Consider the following 20,628-nt stretch of genomic DNA (forward strand, 5'->3'; position numbering starts at 1 on the left):
GGCGCGGCCTTGCGCGACACTTGAAGGGTGAACGATCCACTCACCGACGAGCAACGCGCCGAACTCGCCTCCCGGCACCCCGCCTGGGAACCGGCGGGAGCCGGGGTCGGCCGCACCTTTCGCTTCGCAGACTTCGCCGAGGCGATGGGCTTCGTCACCAGGGTCGCCCTCGTCGCCGAGGCCGCCGATCACCATCCGGACATCGACATCCGCTGGAATCGGGTGACGCTGACCCTGATCACCCACTCGGCAGGGGCCCTCACGGAGCTCGACCGGCGTCTCATCGAGGCGATCGACGGCTTGGGGGTGACGAGTTGACGGTGTGGAAGCGGCCGGAGCTCGGAACGGTGATCCCCTACCTGATCGCCGATGACCCCGACGATCTGCTCGACTTCCTGGAGGACGCCTTCGAGGGTGAGGTGATCCATCGCAACGAGCGGCCGGACGGAACCGTCATCCACGCAGAGGTGCGCCTCGGAGACGGCATGGTGATCGTGGCCGAGCCCACCGGGGAGTCCGGGACGATGCCCGCAACGATCCACCTCTATGTCCCCGATTGCGACGACGCCTTCGCCGCCGCCCTCGACGCCGGCGCCGTCATCGTGGTCGAGCCGAGCAACCACCCGGAATCCGCAGAGCGCTACGGAGGCGTGGTCGATCCCGCCGGGAACCTGTGGTGGATCGCCACCCGGCTGCGAGAGGTGGACTCTGAAGCCGAAGAGCGACTCATCGACGAGCTCGCCGCCGCATCCGAGCCATCCCCCGGGCCCGAGGATTGAATCGGCTCACATGCCGAGCCGGGCGATGATGCCCGGATGGGTCTGCCAGTCCTTGCGGACCTTGACCCTCAACTCGAGGTGGATCCGAGTGCCGAAGCGCGCCTCCAACTCGGAGCGGGCGGCGCTGCCTGCCTCCCTCAGCAGTACCCCGCCCTTGCCGATCACCATCCCCTTCTGGCTCTCTCGTTCCACCATCACCTCGGCCTCGATCCGAGTCACTCCATTGGGCTGCTCCTCGACGGAGTCGACCAGTACCGCCAGCGAATGGGGCAGCTCGTCGCGCAGCAGGGCGAGGAACTTCTCGCGCACGATCTCGCCCATCAGGAACTCGTCGGCCTGATCCGAGGGCATCCCCTCCGGGAAGTAACGGGGCCCCTCGGGGAGCATGAGGGAGATCTCGGCGACCACCGGCTCCAGGTTGTCACCGGTGAGTGCGCTCACCGGAACGTACGCCGCGAAGTCCCACTCGGCAGCCATGGCGAGCCTCTCGACGACGTCGGCGGAGTCGGCGGCATCGACCTTGTTGACCACGCACACCGTGGCCAGGCCCGCCGCCTGCAGGCGCTCGGCGATCAGCCGATCTCCGGGGCCGATCCTCCCGGTCGCCTCGATCACGAACAGGGCGGCGTCGGCCTCCACCAGCGACCCCATCACCGCGGCGTTGAGGCGCTCCCCCAGTGCGGAGCGAGGTCGATGCAGCCCGGGGGTGTCCACGAGCACGATCTGCAGGTCGTCGCGATCAACCACGCCGCGGATCGTGTTGCGTGTCGTCTGCGGGCGCGGTGAGGTTATCGACACCTTGCTCCCGACCAGGGCGTTCACCAGCGTCGACTTGCCGACGTTGGGCCTCCCCACGACGGGAACGAAGCCCGACCTCATTCGGGCACGACGCGAATCGACGAGATTCGACGGCCCTGCACCTTCTCGGCCACCAGCCGCAGTCCCGCCACCGCGAATGCCTCACCCTCCTCGGGTACCCGGCCGGCGAGGCCGAGCATCAACCCTCCCACCGTGTCCCAGTCCTCACCGGGAAGGGTCACCCCGAGCAGTTCCTCGGCCTCGTCGACGGGGAGGCGGGCGTCGAGGAGGAACCCTCCGTCGGGCAGCACCTGGAACATCAGCTCCTCGGTGTCGTACTCGTCGACGATCTCGCCGACGATCTCCTCGAGCAGGTCTTCGATGGTGACCAGCCCGGCGGTGCCCCCGAACTCGTCGACGACGATCGCCAGGTGGACCTTGGACGCCTGCAGCTCGCGTAGAAGCTCCGAGACGCGCTTGGTCTCGGGAACGAACCGTACCGGGCGCATCAGACGGCTCACCGGCTGCGGGCCCTGGCCGCTGTCGAAGAGGCCGAGAAGGTCCCGGGCGTAGAGCACGCCGACCACATCATCGAGATCGTCGCCGACGACGGGGATCCTGGATCTGCCGCACTCGATCACCACGTCGAGCGCCCGGTCGGTGTCGTCGGAGGCGGCAAGGTTCACCATGTCGGTGCGGGGCACCATCACCTCGCGCACGATGGCATCGGTGAACTCGAGCACCGACGAGATGAGCTCCTTCTCCTCGACCAACGCATCGTCCTCCGCTTCCCCGCTCCCGGTGGCATCGGAGCCCTCGGACATGAAGTCGGCGGCCCGACGCCCGAGGTGTACGGCGCCGGCCAGCAGGCGAGAAAGGCGGTAGGCGGGCCGGCGAGGCGCCGCCCGTCCGAACGCCCGGGGCAAGGTGTCCCCGGCGAGCACCAGCAGCAGACCGAGCGCCACCAGCAATCCGAGGAGCAAGGCGCCGCTGGCCAGGGCGGTGAGCGCCCAGGTCGCCGGGATGCCGGCGGCCACCAGAAGCGCCACGTGAACCATGCCTATCGATGGCTGTACCGATGTCGGGTCTTCGAGGAGCACCGCCACCCGGGTCGCCCCTGACATTCCCATGGCGGCGTCGCGCAAGGCATCGGCGCGGTTCGTCCGCAGCATCGACGCCCCTCCGAACCGCAGGGCGGCGGCCACGGCCATGAGCGCCGCCGACAGGCCGAGGGCAAGGCCGATCACTGCCAGGTCCTCCCGATCAGGTCGAGTAGCTCGTCCTCGCGCCGCTCCATGGTCTCGGCGCCGCTCTCGTCGTCGTGCTCGTATCCCAACAGGTGAAGTATGCCGTGGGCGAGGAGCAGATGGACGAAGTCGTCATATGGGATCTGCTCTCGCCGGGCCCTGCGCTCCACCTCCTCCGGGCACAGGAAGACGTCACCGAGGTTGATCGGCGGCTCGCCGGGCAGCGACCGGGGTGGCTCGCCGGGGACCAGCACCTCGAGGGGGAAGGCGAGGACGTCGGTGGGACCCTTGCGTCCCATGAAGCGCTCGTTGTAGACGGCCATCTCCTTGGGGGACACCAGGTAGACGGCCAACTCGGAGTCGCCGGGAAACCGCTCGGCCTGCAACACCTTCTCGGCGAAGGCGAGAAGCGAGGCGGCATCGGCAGGATGACCCTGTTCGTCGCTCAGGTAGACGTTCACACCGGCTGGGTGGTTCGGGGAACCGGGAAGCCCGGGTACGGGATGCGGGTGTGGTAGTACCCGATCAGGGAATCGACGAACGCCTCCTTGATCCGGGTCAGCTCGCCGAACGTGACGTCGGACTCCTCGAGCTGACCATCTTCGACCTTCTCGGCGATGATCCCCTCCACCAGCTCGCGGATGCTCTCGCTGGTGGGGTCTTCGCTCTGCACCAGGGCCCGGGTGCCGGCCTCGGTGGCGTCGGCGAGCATCAGGATGACCATCTCCTTCGTCTTCGGCTTGCGGCCCCGGTGACGGTACTCGCCCAGGTCGACGTCGTCCCCGTAGAACTCCTCGGCACGGTGCGAGAAAAAGCGCATCAGGGATGTGCCGTGGTGGGTGAGGATCCCCTGGGCGACGTCGGGCGGGATCCGGAACTCCCTGGCCAGACGAAGGCCCTCGCTCACGTGGCTGCGAATGATCGCCGCCGACTCCTCGGGCGGAAGCCGGTCGTGAGGATTGGTGACCCCGAACTGATTCTCCACGAAGTACTTGGACTGAACGGTCTTCCCCAGGTCGTGGAAGTAGGCCATCGCCCGGGCGAGCAGCGGGTTGGCGCCGACGGCGCGGGAGGCACGATCCGCCAGGTTCCCCACCATGATCGAATGGTTGAAGGTGCCCGGCGCCGACTCCTCGATGCGGCGAAGCGCCGGGTGGTTGCGATCGGTGAGGTCGAGCAGGGTCTGCGTGGTGGTGATCCCGAACGCCGCGGCCAGGATCGGCAGCACGCCGAGAGCGACGACCCCGCTCACGATGCCACCCACGAAGCCCCACACCGCGGATAGCACCACGGTCTCCGAGCCGTAGAAGAGCCAGGCGAGTGCGCCGGCGAGCGGGGCGTGAGCCAACGCCGAGATCACCACCGCCAGGTTGAGTTGGGTCCTCGAGGCGACCGATGAGACCAGCGACACCGGCGTCAGGGCTGCGGCGGCGGTGAACACCACCAGTGCCAGGTCACCGGTGGCCAGGGCGGTGAAGGCGGGGAGGGGCAGCGCCATGAGAACCGCCACCCGCACGTCGAACAGGTTGGCGGCGAGATACCCGATCAGGGCTGCGGGCAGGACGAATCCCAGTTCGATTCGATCGCGCGACACCAACTCGGGAACCCTCGACGTCAAGGCGGCGATCACCAGCAGCAGACCGAAGAGGGCGACCATCTTGGGGTGACGCCAGGTGTCGCGCGCCAACCTGGCCATGAACACGAACGCCAGCACCACCACCAGCAGGGCCACCAGCGCCATGGCGCGCGTCGGGGCCGCCTCCACCTCGGGCTCGAGCAACCCGAGCTTCTCGATCGCCTCCAGGGCGGGAGCGGTCACCGGATCCCCCTCGCGTACGATCACCAGGCCGGCTCCGAAGGTGCGTTTCAGTTCCTCGACGGCGGCACTGGCTTCGAGGCGGGCCAGCTGGGTTGCGGCGTCGTCGCGGAACTCGTTGGCCTGCAGGGCATTGACCACGACGTCGGAGACGGCGCGCTCGGTCGGCTCGCGGATCTCGTCGGGGAGCAGAACCAGGGGCCTGGGGCGGGTCACCAGGTCGGTTCGTGCCTCGTCGAGCTCCGTCGGCCGGATCCCGTCGAGCAGATAGTCCTCGGCGATGTCGATCGCCTCCTGACGCACCACCGGGAACAGCGCCGTCTCGCCGGCGGCGATCCGCTCGGCATCGTCGTTCACCAGGTCGACCAGGGCGGCGATCGTCTCGTCCTCGAGCAGCGGGTACGAGGCCTTGATGAGCAGAATCTGCTCGGTTCTCGGGATCGGTTGTGGAGGCTCGGTGGTCGTGGTGGTGGCGGCCTCCGTCGTGGTCGTCTCGTCACCGGGAGCCGTCGTCACCGTGGTCGGGATCTCGGTGGTCGGGGGAGGCTCGGTGGTGGTGGTGGCAGGAGCCTCCGGCTCCACCGGCTCGGCGGCGACGGCGAGATCGGAGAAGAGGACGGCGATGATGCTGAGCACGGTCTCCGTGGCCTGGGTGTCGGTTCGGTACACGTCGGCGACCGCCGCCGCCGCCGCCTGGCGTGCCGCCTCGGTGGCCTCCTCGTCGACGACCTCGACCGTGCTGGTGGCCACGAAGGTGCGGGGAGCGCCCTCCCCCACCTGCAGCTCGATCGGGGCCGGAGCCTCCTCCTGGCCCCACACCAGGATCACGGCGACCAGGCCCACGGTGACGAACATGGTCGCCGGCCGGACCAGGGTGCCGAGGCGTGCCAGGAGCCTCATCGCCCCCGTGCCTCCTCGTGCATGCGGTAGGCCTCGACGATCGAGGCGACTATGCGATGGCGGACGACGTCCTCCGCGCCGAGCCTCAGGAATACGATCCCGGGGATGCCCTCGAGAACCTCACCGACCTGGCGCAGACCGGAAGCCCGCCCCTCCGGGAGGTCCACCTGGGTGACGTCGCCGGTGATCACCATCTTCGAGTTGAACCCGAGGCGGGTGAGGAACATCTTCATCTGCTCGGGAGAAGTGTTCTGCGCCTCGTCGAGAACCACGAAGGCATCGTTGAGGGTGCGGCCTCGCATGTAGGCCAGTGGTGCGATCTCGATCGCCCCCCGCTCCAGGAGCCTTCCGGTCTCGTCCGGCCCGAGCATGTCGAAGAGGGCGTCGTACAGGGGACGAAGGTACGGGTCCACCTTGGCGGCCAGGTCCCCGGGGAGGAACCCGAGCCGTTCACCAGCCTCCACGGCAGGGCGGGTGAGGATGATGCGGGTGTACTCCCCGGCCTGCAGGCCGTGCACCGCCAGGGCCATCGCCAGGTAGGTCTTGCCGGTGCCCGCAGGGCCGATGGCGAACACGACGGTGCCCTCGCGTATGGCGTCGAGATACCGCTTCTGGTTGAGCGTCTTCGGCCGGATCACCTTGCCCCGCCCGACGGGAACGCCGTCGGCGAAGACGCGAGACGGCACCTCGACGTCGTCCTTCACCAGCTGCACCATCCGTCGCACGCGGTCGGCGTCGAGACTCTGACCCCCGGCGATCAGTACCAGCAGCTCCTCGAAAGTGGTGCGAACCAGAGCCGCCGTCGCCTCCGGGGCATTGATGCGGATCTCGTCCCCGCGCGCCACGATGGTCGCATCGGGATGGGCATCCTCGACGATGCGAAGCAGGCCGTCACGCTCGCCGAGCAAGGCGACCATCGTGTGGTCGCCGGGAACGCGTAGCGTGACCTCGGTGAGTGAAGCGTGGGTCACGAAAGTCCTCGCGAAGAGGGGATCATGCGAAGGCGAAAGTATATCGCCGAGCACCGGCAAAGCCGGACTAGGCGCCGGTCGTCATCCCCAGGTCGGAGAGCCGCTCCGAGAACGCCTCTTCGGTCTGATCGATGAGCAGTGACAGCATCCGGAGATCGTCGGCACGGATGGTGAGCACTTCCCCGTTGAAGTCCTGACGCATCAGCTGGATCGAGCGCAGGAACCGGCTGACGATCACCGACTCGGTCCCGGAGAGCCGCTCGACACGATTGAGATCGATGGTCATCCCCTTGCTGGCGCGTGACGGCACCGCCCGTTCGGCGCCCTCGGGCCGGGGCAGGAACTCGCCAACCGGAACCTGGAAGAACTGGGAGATGCGCTGCAGGCGGGGCAGCGAAAGGCTGCGCTCACCGCGTTCGTAGGCCCCGACGACGGCTGCCTTGAACTCGCCATCGGAGAGGCGCTGCACGTCCTGCAGGGACAAGCCACGCTGCCGACGGATGGACCGAAGCCGCATCCCGACCATCTCGTTGTACGACGCCGTCACCGATCCCTCCTCCACCATCCGCCACCCTGAGTCACCGATGGCTGCGCTGAGCGCTCATCCTAGCAACTCAGCGCGCGAGTTCCAGTGCTCAACGCCGCCGCCGCTTGGACGGCTTCACCGGACCGCCATCCCCGGCGAACCGTCGCAACGCCTCCTCCTGCTCCGAGGTGAGCGAAGTCGGGACCTCGACCCCGACCTCGATGAGCAGGTCACCCCGACCGCGGCGTTCGAGGCGCGGCATCCCCAGGCGCGCCAGCTTGAAGATGGTCCCCGGTTGGGTGCCGGCGGGGACGGTGAACGAGGTGGACTCGCCGTCGACGGTCGGAATCTGCAGTTCCGTGCCCAGTGCCGCCTCGGCGATCCCGATCGAGACTCGATGCAGAAGATCCGGGCCGTGGCGGAGAAAGCGAGAGTCGTCCTCGACGGAGATCCCGATGATCAGGTCGCCGCGCCGCGCCCCCGGGTCGCCCATCGAGCCCGCTCCGCCGATCCGCAGGCGGGTCCCATCCTCGACGCCCGGGGGGATCCCGACCGGGATGCTCACCTCGTCGGTCACCGATCCGCCGCCCCGGCACTCCTCGCAATGCGCCGTCGCCACCTTGCCCCTACCCCGACACCGGTCGCAGGGCACCACCGACACCGCGGTCCCGAACATGGTCTGACGGCTGGAACGCAGAGAGCCGGCACCCCGACAGCGGTCACACTCGACCAACTCGGCACCGGGGGCCACACCCGACCCGGCGCAGGTGGCACACGGCACGGCGGCGCGATATGTGACCACCCGCTCGACACCCGATGCCGCCTCGGCGAGCGTGACCGCGACGTGCACCCCGACGTCCCGGCCGGGAACGGGCCCTCTGGACGATCCCCCGAAGCCACCGAACCCGCCTCCGAAGAACCGTGAGAGAAGATCCTCCACACCGGCGAACGACGAGAAGAGATCTCCCAGGTCGACCCGGTCCCCGCGGTCGTACGCCGCTCGCCGCTGCGGGTCCGACAGCACCTCGTAGGCCTCGGCCACCGCCCGAAAGCGCTCCTCGGCGGCGGCGTCATCCGGGTTGGCGTCGGGATGCGTCTCCCGGGCGAGACGCCGGAAGGCCCGCTTGATCTCCTCGGGGCCGGCGTCTCGGGCCACCCCGAGCGTCTCGTAGTAGTCCGCCACGTCAGTGGTTGAGGCTGTCGCCCAAGGCGCCGGAAACCTCTTCCACGGCCTGGATGGCGCGCCGATAGTCCATCCGCATCGGGCCCAATACCCCGACGCGGCCTCTGGATGCGGCCGCCGGGTACCCGGCCGACACGATCGCCAGGTCGTGCTCAGGGGAGTGCAGCTCGGTGCCCAGCTTCACCGACGTGCCCTCGGAGGTGTCGTCCAGCAGCTCGAGGATGGCAGCCTCGCGTTCCAGCAGGGAAAGCACCCGATGGAGCTTCTCGAGGTCTTCCCAGAGGTCGACCATCCGGCTGGCCCCACCCACGAAGACGTCGCGGCCGCGGTCGAGGGCGGCGGAGATGGCATCTGCCGCCAGTGCCACCAGAGCGATGACGGCGGGGACGGCTCCGTTGGCGGGCAGGTCCACCTCGCTTCCCAACGTCGTCCCGACGTGGCAGGAGAGCAGCTCCGCGGCTGCGGCCACGTCGCTCGGTCCCACGGGCATCTGCGGACGCAGCACCGCCTGATACACCCTTCCCGAATCGGTGAGGAGCACGAGCATCGCCGCCCCCGCCTCGAGCGGAAACACCTGCAGGTCACGCACCACGTGGCCCCGGAGGCCGGGGCCGAGCACGACGGCCGGATAGCGGGTGATCTCGCTGAGCAGGTCGGAGGTCTCGCGCAGGATCCTCCCGAACTCGGAGTGAACCGTGCTGAAGAACCCGTCGATGCGATGGCGGACCGAGGCGCGTGCCGAACCTGCCGACAGGTGGTCGACGTAGTAGCGGAAGCCTCGATCGGTGGGCACTCGCCCGGCCGAGGTGTGTGGCTGGCTGACCAGCCCCATCCTCTCCAGGATCACGAGCTCGTTGCGGATGGTGGCGCTGGAGCATTCGATCCCGCAACGCTCGAGGATGGCGCGCGACGAGACCGGGTCTCCGGTGTCGATGTGGCCCTCGACCAGAGCCCCCAGGATGGCGGCCTTGCGCGCGTCGAGCATCCCCGGGAGATTAGCAGGACCGGCCATTCGTTAGCACTCGGGGAGGTCGATTGCTAACAGTTCACGGGCCACCTCGTCGCCGAGCAGGGGGCGAGCCACCCTCAGGCGACCCCCTTCGACGGCGATCACGCCGGCATCTGCCAGGCGCTTCCCTGCCGGGGAGGCGAGCAGGGCGGCGCCGCCCCTTCCGAGAGTCACCCCGGCCGCCCGACGCAGCCCCAGCATGAGACGCTCCACTTCGACGGCGGCGCCTTCCACCCGCTCGTGCCCGCTGACCGGCGACGATCCTGCCTCGACCTTCTCCAGGTACCGGTCGAGCCTCCAGAGGTTCCAGGACCGCACCCCATCCCGATGCCGGTGCGCCCCGTTGCCGAAGGCCTCGTACTCACCCTGGGCCCAGGTGATGAGGTTGTAGGCGCAGGCGTGCCCGCGGCGAGCGAAGTTGGAGGTCTCGTAGCGTGCCAGGCCGGCGGCGGCAACGATCTGCAGGGCGACGTCGTAGGCATCGGCCTGCAGGTCGGGGTCGGGAGCCGGAGCGCCTTTGGCCACGGCACGAGAGAGTGCGGTGCCTCGCTCCACCGTCAGCGCGTAGGCCGACAGGTGGTCGACTCCGCACTCGATCACGCCTCTCAGCGACCTCTCCCACGACCCCGCCGACTCGCCGGGTGCACCGAAGATCAGATCGGCGTTGACCGATGGGAAGACGGCTCGCGCCGCATCGAGCGCAGCCCGCCCCTGAACGCCGTCGTGAGCCCGTCCCAGGTGACGCAGCACGTCGTCGTCGAGCGACTGGACACCCAGCGAGATCCGGTTGAACCCGCACTCGACCAGGGTTGACGCCAGTGCCGGGGTCAGGTCTTCTGGATTGGCCTCCAGCGACACCTCGACGTCGGGGGCGAACCGAAATCGGTGTTGCAGCGCCTCGAGGACTCGCCGCAGCAGCTTCGGCTCCAGGGCGCTTGGCGTCCCCCCACCGAAGTAGACCGCGTCGAGCGGCCGCGCGAACGGGCGGGATCTGCCGATCTCGGCGACCAGGGCACCGGTGAGCCGCTCGGCATCGCCCATCTCGGCCACGGCGAAGTCGCAGTAGGGGCAGCGCCTCCGGCAGAACGGGACGTGGACGTAGGCGGCGACGAGATCGGCGGCACCGTCGGCGAGTGTGGCCGAGTCGGGTCGATCAGCCCTCATCGACCGTGAGCACGGCGATGAAGGCCTCCTGCGGCACCTCGACGGAGCCGAGCATCTTCATCCGCTTCTTCCCCTCCTTCTGCCGCTCCAGCAGTTTGCGCTTCCGGGTGACGTCGCCTCCGTAGCACTTGGCGAGGACGTCCTTGCGCTTCGCCTTCACCGTCTCTCGGGCGATGATGCGCGATCCGACCGCGGCCTGGATCGGGATGTCGAACATCTGGCGCGGGATCAGTTGCCGCAGCCGATCGACGAGCCGGCGCCCATAGGAGTACGCCTTGTCCTTGTGGACGATGGCGGAGAAGGCGTCCACGGGGAGCCCGTTGAGGAGGATGTCGACTCGAACCAGGTCGGCGATGGCATAGCCATCCACCTCGTAGTCGAGCGAGGCATATCCCCGGGTGCGCGACTTGAGCTGGTCGAAGAAGCCGAACACGATCTCGGCGAGCGGAACGCGATACACCAATTCGACGCGCTCCTTCGAGAGATAGTGCATCGACGTCAGGCCGCCCCGATGCTCCTGTAGCAACTCCATCACCGCCCCGGTGTACTCGGTGGGCGTGAGCACCATCGCCCGCATCATCGGCTCGGAGATGTAGGAGCGAACCTCGGGGAGGTCCTGCGGGCTCCGCACCTCGGCCTCCTCGCCGTCGGGCAGTCCCACCCGAAACGCCACCGATGGCGCCGTGGTGACCAGCGACAGGTCGTACTCCCGCTCGAGGCGCTCCCTGACGATCTCCATGTGGAGGAGGCCGAGGAAGCCGCAGCGGAACCCGAAGCCGAGGGCGCGTGATGTCTCGGGCTCATAGACGAGGGCGGCATCGTTGAGCCGCAGCCGTTCCAGGGCCTCCCGCAGGCGCTCGAACTCGTCGCCGTCGGTCGGGAAGAGACCGCTGAACACCATCGGCTTCGGCTCCCGATACCCGGGAAGCATCTCGGTCGCCGGACGGTCGCGCCGGGTCACCGTGTCGCCCACCTTGATCCGCTCCACCTCCTTCACGCCGGTTATCAGATAGCCGACCTCGCCCGTTCCGAGCGATGCCATCGGGACCGCCTTCGGGGTGAGCACGCCGACCTCGTCGGCGGGAAGGTCCTCTCCAGTGGCCATGAAGCGAAGCTGGTCACCCGTGGTGATCGAGCCATCGGTGACCCGCAGGTAGCAGACGACCCCGCGATAGATGTCGTAATGGGAGTCGAACACCAGTGCCCGCAGCGGGCCCTCGCCCGGCGACGGCGGCGGCAGCCGTTCGACGATCGCCTCCAACAGTGCGTCCACCCCCTCGCCGGTCTTGGCGGAGACCCGAAGCACCTCCTCGGGATCCCCACCCAGGACCCCTGCCACCTCCAAGGCGACACGGTCCGGGTCGGCGGCGGGAAGATCGACCTTGTTCAAGACCGGAATCACCTCCAAGCCCCCTTCGATCGCCAGATAGGCGTTGGCGATGGTCTGTGCCTCCACCCCCTGGGCGGCGTCGACGAGGAGGATCGCCCCCTCGCACGCCGCCAGGCTGCGCGACACCTCGTAGGAGAAGTCGACGTGGCCCGGCGTGTCGATCAGGTTGAGCACGAACTCTTCGCCCCCCGGCCGCCGGTAGCGCAGTCGCACCGCCTGGGCCTTGATGGTGATCCCCCGCTCGCGTTCCAGGTCCATCGAGTCCAGCACCTGATCCCGCATCTCACGGGGGGCTATCGCCCCGGTGCGCTCCAGAAGACGATCGGCCAGGGTCGACTTGCCATGGTCGATGTGCGCGATGATGGAGAAGTTGCGGATACGCGAGGTGTCGGTCACACCGATCCCGGGATGGGGCCGGCATTGTACCGGGGCGCCACCGGCTGCTATCGTTGCGCCCCGTTCCCCCCCTATTCCACGGGTTGATTCACCATGGCCAACATCCCATCCCAGATCAAGCGCAACCGGCAGAACGTCAAGCGTCAGGCGCGCAACAAGGCGGTTCGCTCGGAGCTGAAGACCCGGACCAAGATCGCCATGCTGGCCGCCGATGCCGGCGACCCCGCAGCCACGGACGAAGCGTACCGTCTCGCCCAGAAGCGGCTCGACCAGGCTGCCGCCGACGGCGTCCTCCACAAGCGCACGGCGGCCCGGCGCAAGTCGCGGCTCGCCCGCCGGCTCGCCCGCACCTCCTGAGCCCACCAGGCCCATGGTCGACGATCGGCCCACCTGGCTGACACCGGCAGCCCATCGCAAGTTGCTCGACGAGTTCGAGGCTCTCACCACGACGGGCCGTCGTGAGATCTCGGAACGCATCGCCGAGGCACGCTCGCACGGCGACATCCGGGAGAACGCCGACTACGACGCCGCCAAGAACGAGCAGGGGATGATGGAGGCTCGGATACGGCAGATCCAGTCGATCCTCGACTCCGCAGAGGTGCGGGAGGCCGAGATCGGCGACACGGTGACCGTGGGCTGTGTCGCCCTGGTGCGACGCAGCGACGGGATCGAGATCGAAGTGTTCGTGGCCACTCAGGAGAACCGCATTCCCGGGCTGGTCCTCGCCTCTCCCTCGAGCCCAATGGGGTCGGCCCTGCTCGGTGTGGCGGTCGGATCGATGGTCACCTACGAGGCGCCGGGAGGGTCGTTCCAGCTGACCGTGGTGTCGGTCCGGGCCTTCGAAGGCTAACCGCGACCCCCGGCGGAACGAACGGGCTCAGCCGCGGCCCCGGTACCAGCGGCACAGGGCGACCGTCAGCCGCTCCAGCGTCACCCGATGGGTCTCCTCGGGACGGGTCTTGATGGTCAGGTCGGCACGCGCCAGGGCCTGCAGGGCGCGCCGCAGCTCGTCATCCCCGGCGGCATTGCGTCCGTTCCACGCCTTCTGCACCGGGTAGTGGTCGGCGGAAGCACCCAACCACTCGGCGAGCTCCTGGATGCTGCCGGCAGCCGCGGCCAGGGCCCGGCGCTCCAGGTCGGACTCGAGGAAGGCGATCAGTTGCAGAGGATGGCCGTGGGTGAGGAAGTCGGCCAGCCGCCGTAGCGCCTGACCGGTGTCGCCCGCACCGACGGCGTCTGCGTACAGCCACATCGGCTCGTCCGGGCGGTTGCGGAAGCGAGCCGCCACCTCGGCACCGGTGACCGGGCCTCCAGCCGCCGCCAGCTGGTCGAGTGCCTGACCCATCGCCGCGGTGTCGGTGCCGAATCGCTGGATCAGCAGCGTGGCGGCCTCGGGGTCGAGTCGAATTCGCCGATCTCGAGCCGCCTCGCGCAGCCATCCCACTGCATCCTTCTCCCGCATCTTGCGCACGGTGAGGCTCTCGCCGCGTGCCTTCACCAGGCGAGCAAGCACCGCCGGAAGCGTTCCCTCGGCGACCATCACCAAGGTGATCGCCGCCGGATCGAGGTGCTCTGCCAGTTCGGCCACGACCGCGCTCTCGGTGGCCTGCAGATTGTGCGCGTCGACCAGGAGCACGCCGCGGCTCCCTCCGAACAGGGAACCACTCTGCAGCGCCGGGACCAGGCGGTCCAGCCCGAGGCGCAGGTCACCGTCGCCCTCCTCGGCGGCGCCCCGGCCGGGTACGTCGAAACGATCGATGCCGTCGACGGCCGCCCTCCCCAGGAGGGCACGCGCCATCTCCAACATCTGCTGGCGTTCACCCGGGCCGGCATCCCGCGGGCCGATCACTGCATGGATGGCGGTCACGAATCCGACGGTAGCGCCTCGGCCGCCGGGATCAGCAGGTCGAGTCGCAGACGGATCGTCCCCTCGACGTCGGTGCGCAGCACCTCGGCCCCGGCCGTCTCCAGGGCTTCGATCACCGCCGGCGAGGGATGCCCAAAGTCGTTGGGGCCCACCGAGACGACCGCCAGGCGAGGCTCGCATGCCACCAGCCAATTCAGATCCGACGTGGCCGCCCCCTGGTGCGGGACCTTGAGCACGTCGCTCGGCACCGGCCGGAGTTCCGCCTGCGCCACCGCCTCGACGTCGCCGGCGAACAGGACCGAGACGCCCGCCGCCATCACCCGGACCACCAGAGACCCGTCGTTGGGCGACTCGTAGCGACGCAGCGGTCCCAGCACCTCGAGGGTGAACGACCCGAGTCGAGCCACGGTGCCGGGACCCGGCTGCTCGACGACCGTCCCCGCCAGCAGACGCTCGGCCACGATGGCATCCAGAGGCGAATCCTCTCCGAGCTGAGGAGGGTGCCACATCCGGGCAATCGGAACGTCCAGCCCGATCAGCCCCGTGGTGTGATCGGCGTGTCGATGAGAGACCACGAGCAGATCGACGTGATCCACGCCTGCACTCCTCAGGTGGGCGCGCAGGACGGCGCCATCGGGACCGCCGTCGATGAGCACCACCTCCCCCGAGGGGCCACGCAACAGGGCGGCATCACCCTGCCCCACGTCGAGGAACGAGACCTCGGGACCGGCCGGAGGGGCCGGCGGCATGGCCGAGACCAGGAGCAGTGCCGCGGCGACGACGGTGGCCGGCGGGCGAAGCTGTCTCACCCATGTCACCGCGGCGACCGCTCCCGCCAGCAGTGCTCCCGTGACCGCATCGACCTGAGGAAGGTCTGCCGTGGCCCTGGCGATCCCAAGCACCGACCAGGCCGCCAGGTCGGCGAGCGGAAGCAGCACCGGCAGGGCCAGGGCCCCCACACCCCCGAAGATGGTGGCCGTCGCAACCAGCGGCGCTGCCACCACGTTGGCTGCCGGCGCGAACAGCGGGATGCTCCCGAAGTGAAGGAGGAGCAAGGGAGCCACCGCCACCTGCGCCGACACGGTGGCTCCGAGGGCAGTCCACAGCCAGCCGGGCCTCCGGCCCTGCCAGGTCCGGTGGCCGGCGAGGATGCCGAGCGTGGCCGCAACCGAGAGCTGGAACCCCGGGTCGGCCGCCAGGGCCGGAGCGGCGGCGAGCAGCCCGGTGATGGCCCACCCCAGTGCGGCCCATGGCGAGGGCACCACCCCCCGGAGTCGGCCAAGCAGCAGCAGTGCCGCCATGGCCGCCGCCCGCATCACGGATGGCTCCCAGCGGGTGACGACCACGAACACGCCCAGCCCGACCAGCCCGGCGACTGCCCTACGGCGTGGGGACCACCCCAGCGGGCCGCAGGCGACCCACCATGCCCCCAGGAACAGAGCGACATTGCTCCCCGACACGGCGACGAAGTGACTCAGTCCGGCGAGCCGCAGCGCCTCTCGATCGGGCGTCGGAAGCGCCGACACATCTCCGATCAGGAACCCGGAGATCAGACCCCGCTGGGACCCTCGGGCGTCACCCCCGAGGCGATCGACCACGCGCCGCCGGAGCCGGTTCCCGATTCGCATCAGGGGATTGGCCGACTCCCCGAGACGCTCCAGGGACTCGGCCTCGACCTCTCCCGAAACCCATCCGCTTCGCATCCGAAACACCGTCGGGCGAACGCGGCCTGATGCCATCACCGGCTCGCCGGCGGCGAGATCCGACACCTCGCCCCTCACCAGCACGGCCGGTCCATCGGTGCTGATCCAGGTCGTGCCATCGAACAGGTCGGTGACCCTCACCACCAGCGACCCGGACTCCCCAAGCCCGCTTGGATCGCCCGCCGCCACCCCGAGGAAGGTGACCCTCCCCTGCCAACCGATCGGGTCCGGCGCCGTGTCGCGACCGGCGGCGAGATGGCCGCCGAAGGCTGCCGCCGCCAGCAACAGGACCGCTGCTGCTGCCCGCCACCTGCACAGAACCAGCATCACCAGGACCGCCGGCAGGCCGAGCCAGACGACCGATCGCCCCCACGGCTGCAACCCCGCCAGGGCGCCGATCCAGGATGTCGACGCCGCCAGCACCGGCGCCCGGTCGGCACTTGCGGGCAGCGAGATCAGGGGACGACCACGACCTCGCGAATCGCCGCCAGCTTGCTCTCACCGATCCCCGGGACGTCGAGCAGGTCCTCGACCGTGGTGAACGGGCCATGTGCCTCCCGATGGGCGACGATCCGCCCCGCAAGGACCGGCCCCACGCCGGGAAGCCCGTCGAGGGCTTCGGCGTCGGCGGTGTTGACCCGGATTCCGATGGTGCCGGCCGCCGATGGGGCGACACCACTGCCGGGGACGATCAGTTGCTGCCCGTCGACCAGTGGCGCCGCCAGGTTGAGCGCTGCCAGGTCGGCCTCGCCATGGACGCCACCGGCGGCGAGCACCGCATCGGCGACGCGAGAACCGGCGGGGAGCGACACCAGGCCGGGTCGGGCCACCAAGCCGGAGACGTGCACCGTGATGGTGCGTTCCGCCGCAACCGGGGACAGCACCTCGAGCACGGTCGGTGGCGGAGCCGACGGCCAGATGAGGAAGGCACCGGCGGAGCCGGCGACGGCCACGGCGACGGCCAAGACCCAGGTCCGATCCATGGGATCGATGTACCAGCAGGCCGACCCGGAGGGAAGACCTACGCCGAGACCATGACGCCGATCACCGTCACCAGGTTGAAGCCGGCGTGGATGGCGATCGGTCGTCCCAGCCGCCCGGTGCGGAGACGTTCCGAGGCCAGGACCACGGCGAGGACGAAGAGGAAGGGAACCGAGAGTGCGGCAGCAGGATCGACCAGATGGAAGAGGGCGAAGGCGGCGCTGGAGACGATCACGGCGAACCGCGGCCCCCGATGGATGAGTGCCGACACGAGAATGCCGCGAAAGACGATCTCCTCGGCAACCGGCCCGACGACGACGAGACCGAGCACCACCAGAAGCCATTCCAGGGGACCGACGCCGGTGGCGACCACCTCCACGATCTCCTGCCGGGGCAACTCACCGCCGAAGAAGGTCTCCACGACGACCAGGGCCATGGCGGCGGCGAGTATCTGGATGCCCACCCCGACGGCCAGTCCCACCAGGTCCGATCGTTGCGCCCGCAACAGCAGCCGGTCCCGAATCGGCCCTCCACGGCGCGCCATCGCCAGCGCCACCCCGATCGTCGCCCCCGACTGGAGGGGCAGGATCAGGGCGAACACCTCGAGGGCTGTGATGCCGCCACCCCGAGAGAGAAGCGCCCCGGCGAGCGATGCCCCCAGCCCGACGCCGGCCGCCACCAGGGCGTGGCGAACCTTCCAGGTGGCCGCCTCAGCCGGTGGCAAAGGTTCCGGCGAGGGCACGCGCCTCGACCTCCAGAGGATTGGCCCGGTAGGCCTCGAAGTGAGCCATGCCGTGGCGCCGCCTGCGCAGGTAGTCGCCGAGGTAGCAGCGCAACCAGCCGATGGTCCCGAGCCGGCGCCACTGCTCGACGTGGGTCAGCTCGTGGACCAGGAGCACGCCGAGTCGCTCGGCCGAGGCGTTGAGACGCTTCGGATGCAGGTACACGCCCCACGGCAGCGCCAGGGCGGTGATCCCGGGAGCCCAGAACATCCGGAACCAGGACCGGGCCACGCTGACTCGCACGCCGTCCGGGTCGACCCGCGGAAGCGCCAGGCGGACCGCTCCCACGGAGATCCCGGCACGCCGCAGGATCTCGCCGGCGGTCATCGGGTGACGATGCTGACGAGGTGGGGCGGCTTGACGATGACTCGGGCCGGTTGGGTCCCCGCCAGCCTCTCTCGAACCCGCGGCGAATCGAGCGCCATGGCCTTGGCCTCGGCGTCGCCGATCCCCGGATCGACCTCGATGCGATCTCGCACCTTGCCGTCGACCTGAACCACCATGGTCACCCGATCCTCGGCGGCGAGCAGGGGGTCGAAATCGGGCCAGGGGGCGTAGGCCACCGAACCCCGACCCCCCAGCCGCTCCCAGAGCTCTTCGGACACATGGGGAGCGAGAGGCGCCAGCAACCGCACCAACGCCTCGGCCACGGGTCGCGGCACACGCTCCAGGCCGACCAGGGCATTGTTCAGCTCGAAGAGGCGGGCGATGGCGGTGTTGAACCCGAGGTGATCCATGTCGGCGGTGACCGCCGCCACGGTGCGGTGCAGGAGTCGCTCCAACGACTCGTCGGACGCCGCCTCGGTCACCAGCACCTCACCGGTGTCGCGGTCGATCAGATTGCGCCACAGGCGTTGCAGGAACCTGGTGACACCCACGATGTCGCGCGTGGTCCACGGCTTGGAGGCATCCAGCGGCCCCATGAACATCTCGTACAGGCGCAGCGTGTCGGCGCCGTGCTCACCGACGAACTCGTCCGGGGCGATCGAATTCTTCTTCGACTTCCCCATGCTCCCGGTGACCCGGGTCACCGGCTTCCCCTCGTAGATGTAGTCGGATCCGACCTGTTCCACCTTCGCCGCCGGCACGTAGAAGCCGCGCTCGTCCTGGAAGGCGTCGGCCAGGATGTACCCCTGGTTGAAGAGCCGACCGAATGGCTCGGCGGTGGAGACGTGGCCCAGGTCGTGGAGCACCTTGTGCCAGAACCGGGCGTAGAGGAGGTGCAACACGGCGTGTTCGACACCGCCCACGTAGAGGTCGACCCCGGTCTCCCCCATCCAGTAACGCTCCTCCTCCACGCCGGCGAGTGCCCGATCGTTCCGAGGATCGATGAAGCGGAGGTAGTACCAGCAGGAGCCGGCCCACTGGGGCATCGTGTTCAGCTCACGGCGATACACCACCCCGTCGATCTCGACCTGCTTCCACTCCTCGGGAGCGTTGCCCAGCATGGGTGTCGGATCGGCTTCGGGATCGTCCATCGAAGCCGGCCGGTAGTCCTCCACCTCGGGCAGCAGCAGCGGGAGGTCGGCATCGTCCACGGGTCGTAGCTCGCCATCCGGACCGTGAAGGATCGGGATCGGCTCACCCCAGTAGCGCTGCCTGCTGAACAGCCAGTCCCGCAGCTTGTAGGAGACGGCGCCCTCGCCGTGCCCGTTGGCGCCGAGCCAGTCGATGATGGCGCGCTTGGCCTCGCCGACGGACATCCCGTCGAGGAATCCGCTGTTGATCGCCGGCCCTTCGCCCACATAGGCCTTGCCGTCGAAGCCGCCGGGCGGCGCGACGGTGCGGAGTATCGGTAGGTCGAAGCGCTCGGCGAACTCCCAGTCGCGCTCGTCCTCTCCGGGTACGGCCATGATCGCCCCGGTGCCGTAACCCATCAGCACGTAGTCGGCGATGAAGATCGGGATCGTCTCGCCGTTCGCCGGGTTGATGCAGAACGACCCGGTGAAGACTCCGGTCTTGTCCTGCGTCTCGACCTGTCGATCCAGGTCGGATCGGCGCAGCGCCTCCCGGCGATAGGCGTCCACCGCTTCTCCGGGGGTTGCCGATCCCCCCGTCCACTGCGGCAGTGCGCCGTCGGGCCAGGCGGAGGGCGCCAGCACTTCGACCAGGGGGTGTTCCGGTGCCAGGACCATGTAGGTGGCGCCGAAGATGGTGTCGGGTCGCGTGGTGAACACCTCGATGACGTCGGTGGTACCGGCCACCGGGAAGCGGATCGTGGCCCCTTCGCTGCGCCCGATCCAGTTGGTCTGCATCGCCTTTACCGACTCCGGCCAGTCGACCAGGTCGAGATCGTCGATCAGCCGGTCGGCGTAGGCGGTGATGCGCAACATCCACTGCCGCAGCGGCCGCCGGAACACCGGATGGTCCCCCCGTTCCGAGCGACCGTCGCGGGTGACCTCCTCGTTGGCCAGAACCGTTCCCAAGGCCGGGCACCAGTTGACGGTGACCTCGTCCAGGTAGGCGAGGCGATGGCCGTCGATGAAGGCCCGTCGCTCATTCTGGTCCAGATCCGACCAGGGACGGTCTCCCGCCTCCCGGCCCCCCGACTCCAGTTCGACGATCAACTCGGCCACGGGGCGAGCCCGGCGCGCCGCGGCGTCGAACCACGAGTCGAACAGACGAAGGAATATCCACTGGGTCCAGCGGTAGTAGTCCGGGTCGATGGTGCTCACCTTGCGGTCCCAGTCGTAGGAGAGGCCGATCGACCTCAGCTGGCGCTCGTAGGTGGCGATGTTGCGCTCCGTGGTGACCCGTGGATGGATCCCGGTCTCGACGGCGTACTGCTCGGCGGGGAGGCCGAAGGCGTCGAACCCCATCGGATGCAGCACGTTGCAGCCGCGCATCCGCTGGTACCGGGAGTAGATGTCGGTGCCGATGTAACCCACCGGGTGCCCGACGTGGAGGCCCTCGCCCGACGGGTAGGGGAACATGTCGAGCACGTACATCTTGGGGCGTGAGGCGTCGAATCCCTCGTCGCCCGGGTTGGAGACCCTGAAGGTGCCCTCGCGCTCCCAGCGCTCCTGCCATTTGGTCTCGATCAGCCGATGGTCGTAGCCGTGTTCCATTGGGACACCGGAGGATAGGAGGGGTGCCGGCAGGCGGCGCCACCCCGG

At 69.1% G+C, this 20,628-nt stretch carries 20 protein-coding genes; 4 read left to right on the top strand and 16 right to left on the bottom strand.

Annotated features, from left to right (window positions below):
* Nucleotides 1–27 precede the first annotated feature (27 nt).
* The gene (locus tag QY307_02850) at nucleotides 28–318 is read left to right on the top strand and encodes a 4a-hydroxytetrahydrobiopterin dehydratase (GenBank protein ID WKZ83202.1); all 291 of its coding nucleotides are present in this window, start codon (nucleotides 28–30) and stop codon (nucleotides 316–318) included.
* A gap of 2 nt (nucleotides 319–320) precedes the next feature.
* Nucleotides 321–779 (top strand): VOC family protein, encoded by a 459-nt coding sequence (locus QY307_02855; GenBank protein ID WKZ83746.1) that lies wholly within the window; start codon nucleotides 321–323, stop codon nucleotides 777–779.
* Between the two features lie 6 nt (nucleotides 780–785).
* On the opposite strand, the gene era is transcribed toward QY307_02855, so the two are convergent.
* The 10 genes from era to lepA form a co-directional block, all read right to left on the bottom strand.
* Nucleotides 786–1,658, bottom strand: a complete 873-nt coding sequence (era, locus tag QY307_02860; protein ID WKZ83203.1) for a GTPase Era — start codon at nucleotides 1,656–1,658, stop codon at nucleotides 786–788.
* Entirely contained in the window at nucleotides 1,655–2,824 is a 1,170-nt protein-coding gene (locus tag QY307_02865) for a hemolysin family protein (GenBank protein WKZ83204.1), read from the bottom strand. The genes era and QY307_02865 overlap by 4 nt, the downstream gene beginning before the upstream one ends.
* Nucleotides 2,821–3,285 carry an rRNA maturation RNase YbeY gene (gene ybeY / locus QY307_02870; GenBank protein ID WKZ83205.1) on the bottom strand — a complete coding sequence of 155 codons (465 nt, stop codon included), beginning with the start codon at nucleotides 3,283–3,285 and terminating at the stop codon, nucleotides 2,821–2,823. Before ybeY ends, QY307_02865 begins: the two co-directional genes overlap by 4 nt.
* Entirely contained in the window at nucleotides 3,282–5,540 is a 2,259-nt protein-coding gene (locus tag QY307_02875) for an HDIG domain-containing protein (protein WKZ83206.1), read from the bottom strand. The genes ybeY and QY307_02875 overlap by 4 nt, the downstream gene beginning before the upstream one ends.
* On the bottom strand, nucleotides 5,537–6,457 hold the full coding sequence (locus tag QY307_02880) for a PhoH family protein (protein WKZ83747.1): 921 nt from the start codon (nucleotides 6,455–6,457) through the stop codon (nucleotides 5,537–5,539). Before QY307_02880 ends, QY307_02875 begins: the two co-directional genes overlap by 4 nt.
* A 121-nt stretch (nucleotides 6,458–6,578) precedes the next feature.
* A complete protein-coding gene (locus QY307_02885) occupies nucleotides 6,579–7,058 on the bottom strand; it encodes a transcriptional regulator (GenBank protein WKZ83207.1) in 480 nt (159 codons plus the stop codon).
* Between the two features lie 88 nt (nucleotides 7,059–7,146).
* Nucleotides 7,147–8,220 carry a DnaJ C-terminal domain-containing protein gene (locus QY307_02890; protein ID WKZ83208.1) on the bottom strand — a complete coding sequence of 358 codons (1,074 nt, stop codon included), beginning with the start codon at nucleotides 8,218–8,220 and terminating at the stop codon, nucleotides 7,147–7,149.
* A 1-nt stretch (nucleotide 8,221) separates the two neighbouring features.
* The gene (gene hrcA, locus QY307_02895) at nucleotides 8,222–9,205 is read right to left on the bottom strand and encodes a heat-inducible transcriptional repressor HrcA (GenBank protein ID WKZ83209.1); all 984 of its coding nucleotides are present in this window, start codon (nucleotides 9,203–9,205) and stop codon (nucleotides 8,222–8,224) included.
* A 30-nt stretch (nucleotides 9,206–9,235) separates the two neighbouring features.
* Entirely contained in the window at nucleotides 9,236–10,393 is a 1,158-nt protein-coding gene (hemW, locus tag QY307_02900; GenBank protein WKZ83210.1) for a radical SAM family heme chaperone HemW, read from the bottom strand.
* Nucleotides 10,383–12,185 (bottom strand): translation elongation factor 4, encoded by a 1,803-nt coding sequence (gene lepA / locus QY307_02905; protein WKZ83748.1) that lies wholly within the window; start codon nucleotides 12,183–12,185, stop codon nucleotides 10,383–10,385. The genes hemW and lepA overlap by 11 nt, the downstream gene beginning before the upstream one ends.
* An 87-nt stretch (nucleotides 12,186–12,272) precedes the next feature.
* Between lepA and rpsT the strand changes: the two genes are divergently transcribed.
* Both rpsT and greA read left to right on the top strand, forming a co-directional pair.
* Complete coding sequence (gene rpsT, locus QY307_02910) at nucleotides 12,273–12,536, top strand: 30S ribosomal protein S20 (GenBank protein ID WKZ83749.1); 264 nt, start codon at nucleotides 12,273–12,275, stop codon at nucleotides 12,534–12,536.
* 13 nt (nucleotides 12,537–12,549) lie between these two features.
* Nucleotides 12,550–13,029 carry a transcription elongation factor GreA gene (gene greA, locus QY307_02915; protein WKZ83211.1) on the top strand — a complete coding sequence of 160 codons (480 nt, stop codon included), beginning with the start codon at nucleotides 12,550–12,552 and terminating at the stop codon, nucleotides 13,027–13,029.
* A 27-nt stretch (nucleotides 13,030–13,056) separates the two neighbouring features.
* On the opposite strand, the gene QY307_02920 is transcribed toward greA, so the two are convergent.
* From QY307_02920 to leuS, 6 genes are read right to left on the bottom strand one after another with little or no spacing between them, the layout of a single operon-like run.
* On the bottom strand, nucleotides 13,057–14,046 hold the full coding sequence (locus tag QY307_02920) for a hypothetical protein (protein ID WKZ83212.1): 990 nt from the start codon (nucleotides 14,044–14,046) through the stop codon (nucleotides 13,057–13,059).
* Nucleotides 14,043–16,172 (bottom strand): ComEC/Rec2 family competence protein, encoded by a 2,130-nt coding sequence (locus tag QY307_02925; protein WKZ83213.1) that lies wholly within the window; start codon nucleotides 16,170–16,172, stop codon nucleotides 14,043–14,045. Before QY307_02925 ends, QY307_02920 begins: the two co-directional genes overlap by 4 nt.
* Nucleotides 16,173–16,204: 32 nt before the next feature.
* Nucleotides 16,205–16,732 (bottom strand): ComEA family DNA-binding protein, encoded by a 528-nt coding sequence (locus QY307_02930; GenBank protein WKZ83214.1) that lies wholly within the window; start codon nucleotides 16,730–16,732, stop codon nucleotides 16,205–16,207.
* 38 nt (nucleotides 16,733–16,770) lie between these two features.
* On the bottom strand, nucleotides 16,771–17,454 hold the full coding sequence (locus tag QY307_02935; protein WKZ83215.1) for a type II CAAX endopeptidase family protein: 684 nt from the start codon (nucleotides 17,452–17,454) through the stop codon (nucleotides 16,771–16,773).
* Complete coding sequence (locus tag QY307_02940; GenBank protein WKZ83216.1) at nucleotides 17,441–17,839, bottom strand: hypothetical protein; 399 nt, start codon at nucleotides 17,837–17,839, stop codon at nucleotides 17,441–17,443. The genes QY307_02935 and QY307_02940 overlap by 14 nt, the downstream gene beginning before the upstream one ends.
* Nucleotides 17,836–20,580, bottom strand: coding sequence for a leucine--tRNA ligase (leuS, locus tag QY307_02945; protein WKZ83217.1), 2,745 nt, complete (start codon nucleotides 20,578–20,580; stop codon nucleotides 17,836–17,838). The genes QY307_02940 and leuS overlap by 4 nt, the downstream gene beginning before the upstream one ends.
* Nucleotides 20,581–20,628: the final 48 nt, after the last annotated feature.

The sequence above is a fragment of the Acidimicrobiia bacterium genome (assembly GCA_030584185.1).
Classification (GTDB): domain Bacteria; phylum Actinomycetota; class Acidimicrobiia; order Spongiisociales; family UBA11373.